Raw genomic sequence first — 14,504 nt, 5'->3', positions numbered from 1 at the left:
GCTCGGACGCCGAGTATGAGACGATGCCGGGCGTTGCTGTCCCCTATCCCCTTCTTGAGCGCAAAGGTCCCCTCTCATGGACGCCCTCGCCGCCTCTCTCCAAACCGCCGCTGACTGGATCACGGTCCACATCACCATGTGGGTCCTCATCGCCACGGGCCTGTTCCTCACCGTCATCACCCGCGGCGTTCAGGTGCGCCACCTGCCCGACATGGTTCGGCAGGTCGGCGGCTCACGCTCCGGGGCCGAGGGTGGCATCTCCTCCTTCCAGGTCTTCGCCATCTCCCTGGCCGCCCGGGTCGGGGTCGGCAACGTCTTCGGCGTGGCGGCCGCTCTGCTCATGGGCGGGCCCGGCGCCGTCTTCTGGATGTGGGTGGTCGCCGGCGTCGGCATGGCCACCGCCTTCTTCGAGGCCACCCTCGCCCAGGTTTTCAAGGTCCGCGCCTCCGACGGCTCATTCCGCGGCGGTCCCGCCTTCTACATGGCCCGCGGCGTGGGCAACCGGACTCTCGCCGCGGTCTTCGCCGCGATCACCGTGGTCACCTGCGGTTTCGTCATCACCTCCGTGCAGTCCAACGCCATCGCCGGGACCCTGGTGGCGGCTCTCGGGGGCGGGAGTGAGTCGCCGCTGCCGGGTTTCGGCGGGCTGAGCGCCGCCCAGCTGGTCGTCGCGGGGCTCGTTCTCGTGCTCACCGCCGTCGTCGTCTTCGGCGGCATCCGTGCCGTGGCCCGCGTCACCGAGTGGATGGCTCCCGTCATGGCGCTGGTCTACATCGTCCTGATCCTCATCATCTGCCTGGTGAACCTCGACGAGTTCCTTCGCGTCATCGGCCGGATCCTCTCCTCGGCCTTCGCGCCCGAACCGCTCGTCGGCGGGTTGGGCGGCGGCGTTCTGGCCGCCGTCATCAACGGCACCAAGCGGGGCCTGTTCTCCAACGAGGCGGGCCAGGGCACCGCCCCCAACGCGGCTGCCACCGCCACCGTGTCCCATCCCGTTCAGCAGGGCTTCATCCAATCCCTCGGCGTGTTCATCGACACGATCGTCGTGTGCACCGCCACCGCCTTCGTCATCCTCATCGCCGGTCCCCAGACCTGGACCGCCGAGGGGGCCGGCCCCGCCACGCTCACCACGCTCGCCATCTCCCACGAGTTGGGCGGTTGGACGGTTCTGCCCATGGCGGTGCTCATCTTCGTGCTCGCCTACTCCTCGATCATCGCCGCCTACGTCTACTCCGACGTCAACATGAGCTATCTGACCGGCGGCAAACGCTGGGCGTCCTGGGCGGTCCGCGTCGTCTGCGTCGCCTCCGCCACCGCCGGTGCGGTTCTGGCCCTCGACGTCGTGTGGAACGCCGTCGACATCGCCATGGCGGTGATGACGCTGACTAATCTCATCGCCCTGCTGTGGCTGTCCCGGTGGGGCGTCGGCGCTCTGCGAGACTACGAGAACCAGCGAGCCCGCGGCGTCGTCGAGCCGGTCTTCCACGCGCACGGCAACCCGTATCTGCCCGGGGATGTGCCCGGCGACGTCTGGGCCTCCGCCGCTTTCCCGAGCCCCGTTCCCACCACCGAGGACTGATGATCATGACCACCTCCGAGACGACCCCCGGGACGCCCCGGCCCGCCGCTGTGACGGGAGCCGATCGGTGAGCGCCGTTCAAGTCGCGGCGGCTTCGGCGGTCAACGGCGCGCGCGGCATGGTCGCCGCCGCGGGCTGCACCGGCACCCCCGTCGAATGCGCTTTGCAGAAGGTTGACGACGACTTCTACACCTACGTGCTCTCCGCGCTGCTGGTGATTGTCGGCCTGTACTTCACGGTGCGCACCCGCGGAGTCCAGCTGCGCCACTTCGGCACCATGATGCGCACGATCGTCCGTTCCCGTTCCGGGGCCGAGGGCGGCATCTCCTCCTTCCAGGCCTTCGCGGTCGGGCTCGCCGCGCGCGTGGGCATCGGCAACGTCGCCGGGGTGGCCCTGGCCGTCGTCGCCGGGGGGCCGGGCGCCCTGTTCTGGATGTGGGTGGTCGCCGTCATCGGCATGGCCACCGCCTTCGTGGAGTCCACGCTCGCCCAGGTGTTCAAGGAGCGCGGCCGTGACCTGACCTTCCACGGCGGTCCCGCCTACTACATCAAGAACGGACTGGGCTCGAGGGTCTGGAGCGCTGTTTTCGCAGGACTGTGCATCATCAGCGTCGGGGTGACCGTTGTCATGGTGCAGACCAATTCCCTGGCCGGCGTCATCAATGCCACCGTTCCTGAAGTCGCTCCCTGGATGGTCGGCGTCGCTCTGGTCCTGCTGACCGCGCCCATCGTGCTGGGCGGATTGAAATCCGTGGCTCGAGTCACCGAGTGGGTCGCCCCGCTCATGGCACTGGTCTACCTGCTCGTCGCCCTGGTCGTCCTCCTACTCAATCTCGCCGACCTCCCGCGAATCCTGTCCGAGGTCGTTCGCGGGGCTTTCGGGGCCGACCAGGCCCTGTACGGAGTCGCCGGCGGCATGACGGCCGCCGTCATCAACGGTGTGCGCCGCGGGCTGTTCTCCAACGAGGCCGGCCTGGGCACCGTCCCCAACGCCGCCGGCACCGCCACCGTCACCCACCCGGTCAAACAGGGCCTCGTCCAATCCTTCGGTGTGTTCGTCGACACGATTCTCGTATGCACTGCCACGGGCCTGATCATCCTGCTGGCCACCGACGCCTACCGGCCCGGCGACGACAGCCTCATCGGTGCGGTCCTGACCCAGCAGGCCATCGTCGAGCACCTCGGTGGATGGACCACCTGGCCCATGGTCGCGCTCATCTTCGTTCTCGTCTTCTCCACCGTGCTGGGCTGCTATTCCTACTCTCAAGTCAACGTCGACTTCCTGGGAGGCGAGCGCCGCGCCGAGCAGGTTCTGGGCATTGTGCTCACGGCTGCGGCCTTCGCCGGCACCGTCCTGACCCTGCCGGTCGTGTGGGCGCTGACCGACATCGCCCTGGGCCTGCTCGGTGTGCTCAACCTCGTCGTCATCGTGCGGCTGACGCCCTGGGCCCTCGGCGCCCTGAAGGATTTCGAAGCCCAGTGCGCGGCGGGGGAGGACCCGGTCTTCATCGGGCATGCCAATCCGCTCCTGCCCGGCGATGTTCTGGAGGGGGTCTGGCAGGCCTCGCGCAGCGCGAGTCGGGCCCCGCGCAGCGCGAGCCCGGCGGGCGACCGCGGAAAGGCCCCCGGCGGCTCCGAGGCCCCTAGCCGGGGCGACCACGGTGACGACCACCGCCGACTGCCGGACTCCGGGGAGGAGTGAGTGGTGGACGCCGTCGGCTCGATGCTGTCCGCCCTGTCGAACTGGTTGTTCGGGACCGTCCTCATCTGGGTCCTACTCGGCGCCGGCATCTGGTTCACCCTGGGCACGCGCGCCGTCCAGCTGCGACACATGGGTTCCATCGCACGGGCCGTGGCGGGCTCACGGGACGGGGCTGGCGACGGTGTCTCCTCCTTCCAGGCCTTCGCCATGGGGCTGGCCTGCCGCGTGGGCACGGGCAATATCGTCGGCGTCGCCCTCGCCCTGGTCCTGGGCGGGCCGGGCGCCGTCTTCTGGATGTGGGTGGTGGCCCTGGTGGGCACCGCCACCGCCTTCACCGAGGCGACCCTGGGTCAGCTGTTCAAGGTCGATCGCGGCGACGGCACCTACCGCGGGGGCCCGGCCTACTACATCGCCCGCGGTCTGAGTCTGCCGGCGGTCGGCGGGGTCTTCGCGGTCGTCTTCATGATCGCCAACGGCCTGGCCATGCCCATGGTGCAGGCCAACGCCATCACCGCCGCCCTGGGAGGAGCCACCGGGCTGGGCCCGTGGTGGGGCGCAGCGCTCGTCGCGGTACTGGTCGCACCAGTGCTCCTCGGCGGGGTGCGATCCATCGCCCGTGTCACCGAGTGGATGGCGCCCGCCATGGCCGTCGTCTACCTGCTGCTCGTCTGCGTCATCATCGTCCTGCATCCCGTGCGGGCGGCCGAGGCCGTCGGGGGCATTGTCGAGGGCGCGTTCGGGCTGCGAGCCGGCCTGGCCGGTGTCGCCGGAGGAGTCCTCGCCGCTGTCCTCAACGGGGTGCGCCGCGGCTTGTTCTCCAACGAAGCGGGGCTGGGCGGCGCAGCCTGCGCGGCTGGATCAGCCACCGTCGCCCACCCCGTGCAGCAGGGGTTCATCCAGGCCTTCGGCGTCCTGGTCGACACGATCCTGGTGTGCACAGCCACAGCTCTGGCCATCCTCATCGCCGGAGGGGCCGACGCCTCGGTGTACACCCCGGGCGCGACCGGGACCGACGTCTGCGGCACCCTGACCCAGAGCGCCATCGCCTCCACTTTGGGGGGCTGGACCGCCTGGCCCATGACGGTCCTCATCGTGGTGCTGGCCTACTCCACGATCCTGGGCGCCTTCTCCTACGCCGAAGTCTGTCTGGACTACCTTACCCGCCACCCGGCGGCGACCAGAGCACTGCGCGCGGCTGCCGTGGTGTGCGCCTTCATCGGCGGGGGAGCGGCCCTGACCACCGTGTGGACCCTGGCCGACGTCCTTCTCGGCACCGGGGCGCTGATCAACCTGGTCTCCCTAGTGCTGCTCAGCCGGTGGGTCCGCGGGGCCCTGCATGACTGGGAGGAGCAGCGCGCCCGAGCCCGGGCGGGAACGCGCCCAGCCCGGGCGATCCGCTTCGTCGCCTCGGGCAATCCGCATCTTCCCGGCGACCTGCCCGGCGACGTCTGGTCGCGCTGACGCCCGCGGGCGAGCACACCCGCGGGAGGAACCGGTTGGGTGGGGGAGGCGCCCTACCGGGAGCCTGCGGGAGGAGCGACCACCGGATGCCTCTGGCTTGTCGGTCCGATGACATGTCGGCGAAAATGTGTGTCGCCTAAAGTTAGGTGCTCATCTGCTCCGGGCCCCGCCTCCCCGTATGCGGTCCGGCCCCGCGCTCACGGAGGTTCCCCAGTGTTTCCCACGTTCTCGGCGGTCACGAGCTTCTTCGACCGTGCGGCCGACGTCCTCAGCACGGTCTCGGACCACCTGTACGGCGACCTGCTCGCCTGGCTCCTCATCGCCACCGGAGTCTGGTTCACCATTCGCACCCGCGCAGTCCAGCTGCGCCTGTTCCGTCAGATGCTGCGTGCGATCATGGGCTCCCGCGTCGGCGGCGGGGGCATCTCCTCTTTCCAGGCCTTCACCATCGGCCTGGCCTCCCGGGTGGGCACGGGCAATATCGTGGGTGTGGCACTGGCCATCACCCTGGGCGGGCCGGGCGCCGTCTTCTGGATGTGGGTGGTGGCGTTCGTGGGCATGTCCACCGGGTTCGTCGAAGCGGTCCTGGCTCAGCTGTACAAGGTCCGCCACCCCGAGGGCACGTTCCGCGGAGGACCCGCCTATTACATCAGCCGGGGCCTGGGGTCGAGGCTGTGGGCGAGCATCTTCGCCGTCGTCATCACATTCGTCTTCGGCTTCGCCTACGAGGCCACGCAGGCCAACGCCATCTCCGGCGTCATGACGGAGACCTTCGGAGTGGACTCTCGCCTGACCGCGATCGGCCTCGTGCTCGTCACGACGCCCGTCGTCTTCGGGGGCATCACAGCCGTGGCCAGGATCGCCGAGTGGATGGCGCCGCTCATGGCCGGCGTCTACGCCCTGCTGGCGCTCGTCGTCCTCCTGCTCAACGCGCAGGCCATCCCTGGCGCGCTGGCGAGCATCTTCGAGGGGGCCTTCGGCCTCGATCAGGCCTTCGCCGGCGTCGAGGGCGGTATCATTGCGGCGGCCCTCAACGGCATCAAACGGGGTCTGTTCTCCAACGAGGCGGGGGAGGGGTCGGTCCCCAACGCGGCTGCCACCGCCACTGTGTCCCATCCCGTCCAGCAGGGACTCATCCAGTCATTCGGCGTGTTCGTCGACACGATCGTCGTGTGCACGGCCACCGCGCTGATCGTCCTGCTCTCGGGCGTCTACTCCCCGCAGACGGCTCTGGCCGATCCCGCCGTCGCTAAGGCGACCTCCTCCTCCCTCACCTCCGCCTCGGTTGGGGCGACGCTCGGCAGCTGGGCGCAGTACCTTATGGCGGTCGTGATCTTCGTCTTCGCCTACTCCTCGCTGCTGGGAAACTACACCTACGCCCAGGTCAACATGGACTTCCTGCGGGGTATGGGGCACCGGCACTACGGCCTGCGCGTCATGATCGTCGCGGCGACCGCGATCGGCGCCGTCGCCTCGCTGGACTTCGTGTGGAACCTGTCCGACGTCGCCATGGGGCTCATGGCGATCATCAATATCGTGGCGATCCTTCTGCTGGGCGCGTGGGCCTTCGGCGCCCTGGCCGACTGGCAGGCCCAGAAACGGCGTCTGGAGGCCGGCGAGATCGAGGAGATCCGTTTCGTGGCTGAGAGCAACCCCCTTCTGCCGGGGGACCTGCCCGGGGACGTGTGGAGCCGGGCCAACGCCGGCCGTCCGGCCGCCGAAATCGGTTAGCCGGGTCCGTCGGCCCGGGCGCACTACGCTGCGACCATGAAGATCGCACGCTTCTCCACCGGCGACGAGCTCCGCTACGGCATCGTCGAGGGGCTCGACTCCGATGACCCGATGTCGTCGGGCGAGTCCGAGGGCCATCTCGTCGTCCTCAAAGGTGATCCGCTTTACACCGTCCCGGAAGCCACCGGCGAGGTCGTGCCCCTCGGTGAGGCCCGTCTCCTCTCCCCGGTCATACCGCGCTCCAAGGTGGTGGGCGTCAGCGGGAATTACGCCGCGCGCGCCGTCGAGTCGCACGGACGGACCCCTGCTGAGCCCATCGTCTTCCTCAAACCCAATACGGCCGTGATCGGGCCCGACACCCCTATCGTCCTGCCCGCCTGGTCCGACGATGTTCACTACGAGGCCGGGCTGGCCGTCATCATCAGGACGGTGGCCAGGGACCTGTCCCCGACCGGCGCCGCTGGGGCGGTCTTGGGCTACACGGTCGCCAACGACGTCTCCGCCCACGACCGCCAGCGCGAGGACGCCACCTGGGTTCGGGCCAAGGCCTTCGACACCTCCTGTCCCCTCGGCCCGTGGATCGAGGTTTCCGAGCCCGGAGGGGCCGGCGGTTTCGATCCCGGTGCCGCTGCAGTGCGCGCGCGGGTGGACGGCTCCGCCGATCAGGAGGGCGCCACCGCCGACATGATCCGCGGCGTCGCCGAGCTCGTCTCCTTCGTGTCCGGGATCTTCACACTTTTGCCCGGCGACGTCGTGCTGACCGGAACGCCCGACTGCTCCGGGCGGATCCGAGCCGGGCAGCGCGTCGAGGTCGGTATCGAGGGCATCGGCCGCTTCTCCAACCCGGTCGTACGCCGTTGAGTTGAGACGGGCGCCCGGCCCCCGTTCCGGGCCCTGCTGCCTCAGCCCCGCGGCTCTGCCGCGGCGTCGACCAGACGTTGAGCGATCTGGGCGGCGATGGTGCGGCCGGTGGCCAGGTTGAGACGGCAGAAGGATTCGTACCCCCGTCCAAAGGCCGCTCCCGGACTCATTGCCACGCCCGGCTCCCGGCGGAAAAACCGTGCGGGGGACGCGCCCTCCGGCACCGGCAGCCTCGAGCAGTCCAGCCATGCCAGGTAGGAGCCTTCGGGCACGGTCAGCTCCACCGTCTCGATGCCGGCCAGTGCCCCGGCTATGAGGTCGCCGTTGCCGTGGAGGTAGGTCCGGACCGCCCGGTTCCAAGCCAGGCCCTCGGGTGAGAGGGCGGCGGCGACGGCCCGGGCGCCCAGGTACGCCGCCTCGTCGGCCAAATGGGCGCTGAGGGGGTCGGCCTCCCAGGCGGATCGGGCCCCGCCCGAGGCGATGAGTTGGGCGCACATGAGGCCCGGGATATTCCACCCCTTGGACACGGCGGTTACCGTGAAGGTCAGGTCGGGGTCGGCGCCGGGGCGCGACCCGTAGGGCGTGTGGGCCGCCGCCGGGTCGAGCACGAGGGAGGAGTGGATCTCATCGGCGAGAACCGGGATGTGGTAGCGCGATGAGAGTTCCGCCACGGCATCGAGTTCAGCGGGGGAGAGCACCCGTCCCACCGGGTTCCACGGGTTGCACAGGATCAGCAGCCCCGCGCCGGCCGCCATGGCCGCCTCGATGCCGTCCAGGTCGAGCCTCCAGACGGGAGCCCCGGAGGCGTCATGAGTGTGGAGCGCGGGGACCTGCATGCACCGGCGGCCATAGCGGCCGGGTATCGACAGGAACGGCATGTAGGCCGGCGTCGGGACGACGACGGGGGAGCTGGGGGCGGTGTGCTGCGCGATGACGGCTCCCAGCGCGGACAGGACGTTGGGCAGCAGACTCACGTCCCTTCTCGGAACGGCCCAGCCGAAGGAGTGCCGGTGGAAGGCGGCGACCGCTTCGCGCGCCCTCTCGCCCACGCTCATCGGCATGTAGCCCAGCGAGCCGTCATCGACGGCGCGCCTGAGGACCCGCGCGACGGCGGGTGCGGTGCCCAGATCCATCTCCGCCACCCACGCCCCGATGACGTCGCCGTCGTAGGTGCTCCACTTCAACGACCCCCGGGCGCGCATCGTCTCAGGGGTGAGGGCGTCGAAGGAGGCCAGAAGGTCGTGCGCGGACTCATGGGGGCCGGTCGTGTCGTCAACCACGATGCCAGCCTAAGGACTGCGGCGCCGGCTCGGGGAGGGTGTCCGCGCGAGCACCCCGCGACGCGGCGCGCGCCGGCCATGGCGGCGGGCCGGGTCAGCCATCCATGCCGGTCGGGCTGGCGCCGATGATCGAGACGTCTTTGAGCAGGGCGTCCAGCGCGGTGGCGTCATAGACCGGTGCGGGGCAGAAGTACGACAACTGGAGGAGCATGGGCGTGCGCATCCGCGTGAAGGCGCGGAACCAGCGCACGCCGGTGTACTGGTTGCCGTCCGCGCCCGTGTAGCTGAGGTCCATGCGGATTGTTTCGACGATGCTCGAGCCGCCCAGGCCGTGGATCGAGGCGACATCCTCGGAGGAGGAGTAGGACAGATCGGTGACGCCCGCCTGCTCGTAAGCCTGCCGTGAGGCCTCGATACGACTCTCCGACTCCTGCCTGTCCCCGCCGGAGGCCGCGGTGTCGACGGGGTTCTGCTGGGACGTGAGCTGGCACCCGTCGGCGCGTGTGAGCTGGTTGACGCCGTCCTGGTCCCGCACGGCGGCGGTCCACCCGGGGGCGCTTGTCGGGAAGTCCCATGAGGCGACATCGGCCGTCGTCCCCGCCGGCGGCGCCGGGGAGCCGGCGTCGGGCCACGACGGCATCGGCGTCGTCGTCGTTCCCGCCGGCGGCGCCGATGTCCGCTCCGACCCGGGGGAGACATCGGGCGTCGCCGGGGAGATAGTGGCGGGAGTGGGCTGCTGCAGCGGGCCGTCGCAGGCCGCCAGGCCCGGGGCGAGCAGGAGGAGGCTGAGGACGGCCGGGATCGTCGCAGCCGTCGGACGGGGGAGACGTGGGGAACGAGTGGTGCGCAGCATCGTCGATCGCAAGGTGTCGTCGAGGGTCGGGCCGGCGCCGCCGGCCTAAGGGTGGGAACACCGTAGACGCTCGGGCCCTCGGTCGCCACAGTCGGGGTCAGAACGGCCGTCTCGGACGCGAGCCCCTGACGCTAGGCTATGCGCCATCATGACTGACATCGCCCCGCCCCGCCCGGATGGAGGACCCTCCTCGATCCGCGTTCGCTTCTGCCCCTCGCCCACGGGCGCCCCGCACGTCGGGATGGTCCGCACCTGCCTGTTCAACTGGGCCTGGGCCCGTCATACCGGCGGCACCTTCGTCTTCCGCATCGAGGACACCGACGCCGCCCGCGACTCCGAGGAGTCTTTCGACGCGATCGTCGACTCCCTGGACTGGCTCGGCCTGGACTGGGACGAGGGCATCGGCAAGGGCGGACCGCACGGACCCTACCGGCAGTCCCAGCGCATGGACCTGTACGGTCGGGTCACCGCCGAGCTGCTCGAGGCCGGCTACCTCTACGAGTCCTTCTCGAGTCCCGAGGAGGTCGAGGCGCGGCATCGGGCCAGAGGCGAGGACCCCAAACTCGGTTACGACGGGTACGACCGCGATCTGACCGACGATCAGAGGGCCGCCTTCCGCGCCGCCGGCCGTGAACCCGTGCTGCGCATGCGCATGCCCGACGAGGACATCACCTTCACCGATCTGGTCCGCGGCCCCATCACCTTCAAAGCGGGATCCATTCCCGACTACGTCGTCGTGCGCGCCGGCGGTGATCCGCTCTACACTCTGGTCAATCCGGTCGACGACGCGGCCATGGGCATCACCCATGTCCTGCGCGGTGAGGACCTGCTGTCCTCCACGCCCCGCCAGATCGCCCTGTACCGAGCCCTTATCGCCATCGGCCGTGCGCGGGCCGTGCCCGAGTTCGCCCACCTCCCCTACGTCACGGGGGAGGGCAGCAGGAAGCTCTCCAAGCGCGATCCCGAGTCCAACCTCCTCATCCACCGCTACCGCGGCATGATCCCCGAGGGCCTGGTCAACTACCTGGCGCTGCTGGGATGGTCGCTGTCCAAGGACGAGGATGTCTTCAGTCGTGAGGAGATGATCGCCTCCTTCGACGTCCATGACGTCAACCCGAACCCCGCGCGCTTCGATGTGAGGAAGTGCGAGGCCATCAACGCCGAGCACGTGCGTCGGCTGACCCCCGATGACTTCCGCGATCGCCTCGTGCCCTACCTGGCTGATGCCTACCCCGACCCCGCCGACCCCGAACGACCCGCCCGGCCGCTCGTGTCCGCGGGCGCCTTCGATGCCCTGAGCGGACGCGAGCGGGAGATCCTCACGGCCGCCGCCCCGCTCATCCACACGCGCATCCAACTGCTGCGAGAGAGCAGGGACATGCTCGCCTTCCTCTTCGTCTCCGACGAGGGGCTCGCCGTCGACGACGGAGCCGTGACCGCGCTCAAGGATTCCGCCCCCCGGGTACTGGACGCCGCGATCGAGGCGCTGGAGGGGGTCGGCGCCGACCAGTGGTGCGCCGGGGCCCTCCAGGGCGCTCTGCGCACGGCCATCGTCGACGGGCTCGGCATCAAGCCGCGTCTGGCCTTCGGGCCGCTGCGCGTGGCCGTCACGGGCCGCCGAGTCTCACCGCCCCTGTTCGAGTCCATGGAGATCCTGGGCCCCGCCTCCTCGCTGAATCGACTGCGCGCGTTGCGGGCCCGACTGGGCCCGGCCCCGCTGGCGCTGGGCTGAGCCGCCCGCCGGCGCCGCGCATCGGGCGGCCGTCAGCTCATCTTGCCGGCGGTCAGACCCTCGATCCGGATACCGCTGAGGATGGTGCGCCACTGGTCGTAGGAGATGCTCGAGCCCTTCAGGCACATGACCATGACCGAGAAATCGAGCCCGGCATCGTTGACGGTGCGGGCGAACTTATAGCCCTCAACGTCCTCCGGCGCAGCGCCCTGGGCCGTGTAGACCCCCGTCCAGGTGATGGAATAGCCGTCCATGGTGCCGCTGTCGTCGTGGACGAGGTCGAGGGTCTCCCGGCTTGTCTCGTTGACGTCGGTGATGCTCGTATTGGTGACGTTGACTTTGCTCCCGCTCATGATGTCGTCCGATAGTGAAATATTATGGATCAGTTCGGAGATGTCGCGGGTCACGTACCCCAGGCAGCTGCCGTTGTAGGTGCGGTACCCCTCGATGTTGCCCTGGTCGGTGACGGAGTCCGTGTGGACCACTGAATCATCCTGGTACCACACCGAGTCGTCCTCGCTGTAGAACTTCAACGACGGTGCGGTCCACGGCGTCGGACTGGCGGAGGGCGTAGCGGAGGCGGAGGGGGTGCGTGTCGGGCGGGGCGTAGTCGAGGGGGACGCGGACGCCGTCGCGGAGGAGTCGGCCGTCTTGGCCGATGTAATGGGGATGGGGTCGCCGCCGCAGGCGCTCAGTGCGAAGGCCGTCGTCAGGCACAGGCCCGCGCCGAGGGCTCGGGCCGTGCGACGGGAGAGGTGGAATCCATGGAAGCGGGGAGTGGGGGTCATATGCACCTCGTGTACCTGATTGTCTGTACTCGGGCCGTGCCCGGTGCGTCTCGCCGGTGTCGGAGCGAGCGGGGGTTAGGGGCGGGACTGGTAACAGCCCGGTGGCAGTCTACGGTCTTGGAGCGTTCTCGAAACGGTATTGGCGGACGGTGGTGACGGGGGCGGGCGGGGCGTTCGTCGCGTGCGTTGGCGACGTCGAGACCGACGACGAACGGTGTGGTCGCGCTCACGTCGTGCGGATTTGTCGGTGGGGGAGCGTGCGTGTAGATTACTCTTCACTGCGTCGGGGCCCGTCCCTGATGCGCACCGTCATTGGGGTATGGTGTAATTGGCAACACAGCTGATTCTGGTTCAGCCATTCTAGGTTCGAGTCCTGGTACCCCAGCGGAGAGCGGGGGATCTCCGCCGGCCGTCTGTTCGTGCCGGTGACGGATTTCCCTCATCACAAGTGAAATGCACTGCGCCCCGTTCGTCTAGCGGCCCAGGACACCGCCCTCTCACGGCGGCAGCACCGGTTCAAATCCGGTACGGGGTACGAGTCAGGAGGTCATCCGTCCCGCCTGATCAGCGCCCCGTTCGTCTAGCGGCCCAGGACACCGCCCTCTCACGGCGGCAGCACCGGTTCAAATCCGGTACGGGGTACCGCCCGTTTCACAGCGCCCGACCGTTTCCCCGGTCGGGCGCTCGTTATGAGCCGCCTTCAGTGCGCGCCCCGCTCGATGACGCGGTGGCGCGCCGGCACGGAACCGCGGGCGGGCACCGGAACCGGCGCGACCCCAGGCGCATCGTCCTCCGGTTCCACTCATCTAGACTGCCTGCCGTGACGAACTTCCCCACGCTCAAGAATCCAGGCCCGATCCCCGACGGTGCGATGCGCATCGTGCCCTTGGGGGGCCTGGGCGAGGTCGGCCGCAACATGACCGTCTTCGAGGTCGACGGAAAGCTGCTCGTCGTCGACTGCGGCGTTCTGTTCCCCGAGGAGGATCAGCCCGGCGTCGACCTCATCCTGCCCGACTTCAGCTACATCGAGGACCGCCTCGACGACGTTGTCGCTCTGGTCCTGACCCACGGCCACGAGGACCACATCGGCGGCGTCCCCTACCTGCTGCGCCTGCGCGAGGACATCCCCCTGGTCGGCAGCGAACTGACTCTGGCCTTCGTCGAGGCCAAGCTGCGCGAGCACCGCATCCACCCCCTGCTGCGTCAGGTGCGTGAGCATGAGGAGGTATCCTACGGGCCCTTCGGCCTCGAATTCGTTGCCGTCAACCACTCCATTCCCGACGCCATGGCGGCCATGATTCGCACCGATGCCGGCAATGTCCTGATCACCGGCGACTTCAAGATCGACTCCCTGCCCATCGACGGGCGTATCACCGACCTGCGCTCCTTCGCCCGCTTCGGGGACGAGGGTGTGGATCTGTTCTGCGTGGACTCCACCAACGCGGAGGTTCCCGGCATGATCGGTCACGAGAACCAGATCGGTCCGGTGCTCGACAACGTCTTCGCCGAATCCGACCAGCAGATCATCGTCGCCTCCTTCTCCAGCCACGTGCATCGCGTCCAGCAGGTCCTGGACGCGGCCGCGCTCCACGGCCGCCGCGTCGCCCTGGTGGGTCGTTCGATGGTGCGCAATATGGGCATCGCCGCCGAGCGCGCTTACCTCAAGGTCCCCGATGGCGTTCTCATCGACGCCCGAGACGTGACCGCCCTTCCGCCCGACGAGCGTGTCCTCATGGCCACCGGTTCCCAGGGCGAGCCCATGGCGGCCCTGTCGCGCATGGCCCACGGCGAGCACCGGTCCGTCACCCTGGAGCCTGGCGACACCGTCATCTTCGCCTCCTCCCTCATCCCGGGAAACGAGAACTCCGTCAACCGCGTCATCAACCAGCTCATGCGGCTCGGCGCCCGCGTCGTCCACCAGGGCAACGCCAAGGTCCACGTCTCGGGACACGCCTCCTGCGAGGAGCTCCTGCACGTGTACAACATCGTGGGACCGCGCAATGTCATGCCCATCCACGGGGAGATCCGCCACCTCGTGGCCAACGGCGCGCTGGCCGTCAAGACCGGCATCGACCCGGACCGCGTCATGCTGGCCGAGGACGGCGTCGTCGTGGACCTGCGCGCGGGCCGGGCCCGCCTCGCCGGGGCGGTCTCCTGCGGGTACGTCTACGTCGACGGGTCCTCCGTCGGAGAGATCGACGAGACTGAGCTCAAGGACCGCCGTATCCTGGCCGAGGAGGGCTTCGTGTCCGTCTACGCCGTCGTGGAGACCAGAACCGGCACCATCCTGGCGGGTCCGGATATCCAGGCCCGGGGCGTGGCTGAGGACGGCTCCGTCTTCGACGACGTTCTGCCCGACGTCACCACGGCCCTGCAGGAGGCTCTTGACAAGGGCAATGCCGACGCCCACTCCCTTCAGCAGGCGATGCGCCGCACGCTGGGACGGTGGGTCGGGCGCCGTCTACGCCGCCGTCCAATGATCGTGCCTGTCGTCATTGAAGCATGATGAGGGTGTGA

The 14,504-nt window shown here is 69.2% G+C and carries 10 protein-coding genes and 3 tRNA genes; 10 read left to right on the top strand and 3 right to left on the bottom strand.

The genetic code is table 11. From position 1 onward, the window contains the following. Window positions 1-76 precede the first annotated feature (76 nt). The 5 genes from HMPREF9062_RS09505 to HMPREF9062_RS09485 all read left to right on the top strand — a co-directional run bounded on the left by HMPREF9062_RS09505 (window position 77) and on the right by HMPREF9062_RS09485 (window position 7,334). Complete coding sequence (locus tag HMPREF9062_RS09505; RefSeq protein WP_009749904.1) at window positions 77-1,579, top strand: alanine/glycine:cation symporter family protein; 1,503 nt, start codon at window positions 77-79, stop codon at window positions 1,577-1,579. Window positions 1,580-1,697: 118 nt separating this feature from the next. Continuing rightward, window positions 1,698-3,281 carry an alanine/glycine:cation symporter family protein gene (locus HMPREF9062_RS09500; protein WP_009749903.1) on the top strand — a complete coding sequence of 528 codons (1,584 nt, stop codon included), beginning with the start codon at window positions 1,698-1,700 and terminating at the stop codon, window positions 3,279-3,281. Window positions 3,282-3,302: 21 nt separating this feature from the next. Further along, the gene (locus HMPREF9062_RS09495) at window positions 3,303-4,742 is read left to right on the top strand and encodes an alanine/glycine:cation symporter family protein (RefSeq protein WP_034254933.1); all 1,440 of its coding nucleotides are present in this window, start codon (window positions 3,303-3,305) and stop codon (window positions 4,740-4,742) included. Window positions 4,743-4,955: 213 nt separating this feature from the next. Beyond that, window positions 4,956-6,473, top strand: a complete 1,518-nt coding sequence (locus HMPREF9062_RS09490) for an alanine/glycine:cation symporter family protein (RefSeq protein WP_009749901.1) — start codon at window positions 4,956-4,958, stop codon at window positions 6,471-6,473. Window positions 6,474-6,509: 36 nt separating this feature from the next. Further along, window positions 6,510-7,334, top strand: coding sequence for a fumarylacetoacetate hydrolase family protein (locus HMPREF9062_RS09485; protein WP_009749900.1), 825 nt, complete (start codon window positions 6,510-6,512; stop codon window positions 7,332-7,334). Between the two features lie 41 nt (window positions 7,335-7,375). On the opposite strand, the gene HMPREF9062_RS09480 is transcribed toward HMPREF9062_RS09485, so the two are convergent. Together HMPREF9062_RS09480 and HMPREF9062_RS09475 are read right to left on the bottom strand one after the other, a co-directional pair. Next, window positions 7,376-8,614 carry a MalY/PatB family protein gene (locus tag HMPREF9062_RS09480; protein WP_009749899.1) on the bottom strand — a complete coding sequence of 413 codons (1,239 nt, stop codon included), beginning with the start codon at window positions 8,612-8,614 and terminating at the stop codon, window positions 7,376-7,378. A 94-nt stretch (window positions 8,615-8,708) separates the two neighbouring features. Continuing rightward, complete coding sequence (locus HMPREF9062_RS09475) at window positions 8,709-9,467, bottom strand: hypothetical protein (RefSeq protein WP_009749898.1); 759 nt, start codon at window positions 9,465-9,467, stop codon at window positions 8,709-8,711. 148 nt (window positions 9,468-9,615) lie between these two features. Between HMPREF9062_RS09475 and gltX the strand changes: the two genes are divergently transcribed. Then, a complete protein-coding gene (gene gltX / locus HMPREF9062_RS09470) occupies window positions 9,616-11,199 on the top strand; it encodes a glutamate--tRNA ligase (RefSeq protein ID WP_009749897.1) in 1,584 nt (527 codons plus the stop codon). Window positions 11,200-11,231: 32 nt separating this feature from the next. Here the strand turns inward: gltX and HMPREF9062_RS09465 are convergent, their stop codons facing one another. Continuing rightward, complete coding sequence (locus tag HMPREF9062_RS09465) at window positions 11,232-11,987, bottom strand: hypothetical protein (protein WP_009749896.1); 756 nt, start codon at window positions 11,985-11,987, stop codon at window positions 11,232-11,234. Between the two features lie 313 nt (window positions 11,988-12,300). Here HMPREF9062_RS09465 and HMPREF9062_RS09460 point away from each other — a divergent pair. The 4 genes from HMPREF9062_RS09460 (at window position 12,301) to HMPREF9062_RS09445 (ending at window position 14,493) form a co-directional block, all read left to right on the top strand. Beyond that, window positions 12,301-12,372, top strand: a tRNA-Gln gene (locus HMPREF9062_RS09460). Between the two features lie 77 nt (window positions 12,373-12,449). Continuing rightward, a tRNA-Glu gene (locus tag HMPREF9062_RS09455) sits at window positions 12,450-12,522 on the top strand. 34 nt (window positions 12,523-12,556) lie between these two features. Further along, window positions 12,557-12,629 (top strand) — tRNA-Glu (locus HMPREF9062_RS09450). A 229-nt stretch (window positions 12,630-12,858) separates the two neighbouring features. Further along, window positions 12,859-14,493, top strand: coding sequence for a ribonuclease J (locus tag HMPREF9062_RS09445; protein ID WP_034254931.1), 1,635 nt, complete (start codon window positions 12,859-12,861; stop codon window positions 14,491-14,493). The last annotated feature ends 11 nt before the right edge of the window (window positions 14,494-14,504 follow it).

The sequence above is a fragment of the Actinomyces sp. oral taxon 448 str. F0400 genome, from assembly GCF_000220835.1.
Lineage (GTDB): Bacteria > Actinomycetota > Actinomycetes > Actinomycetales > Actinomycetaceae > Actinomyces.
This window is presented reverse-complemented; position numbering and strand designations above follow the sequence as displayed.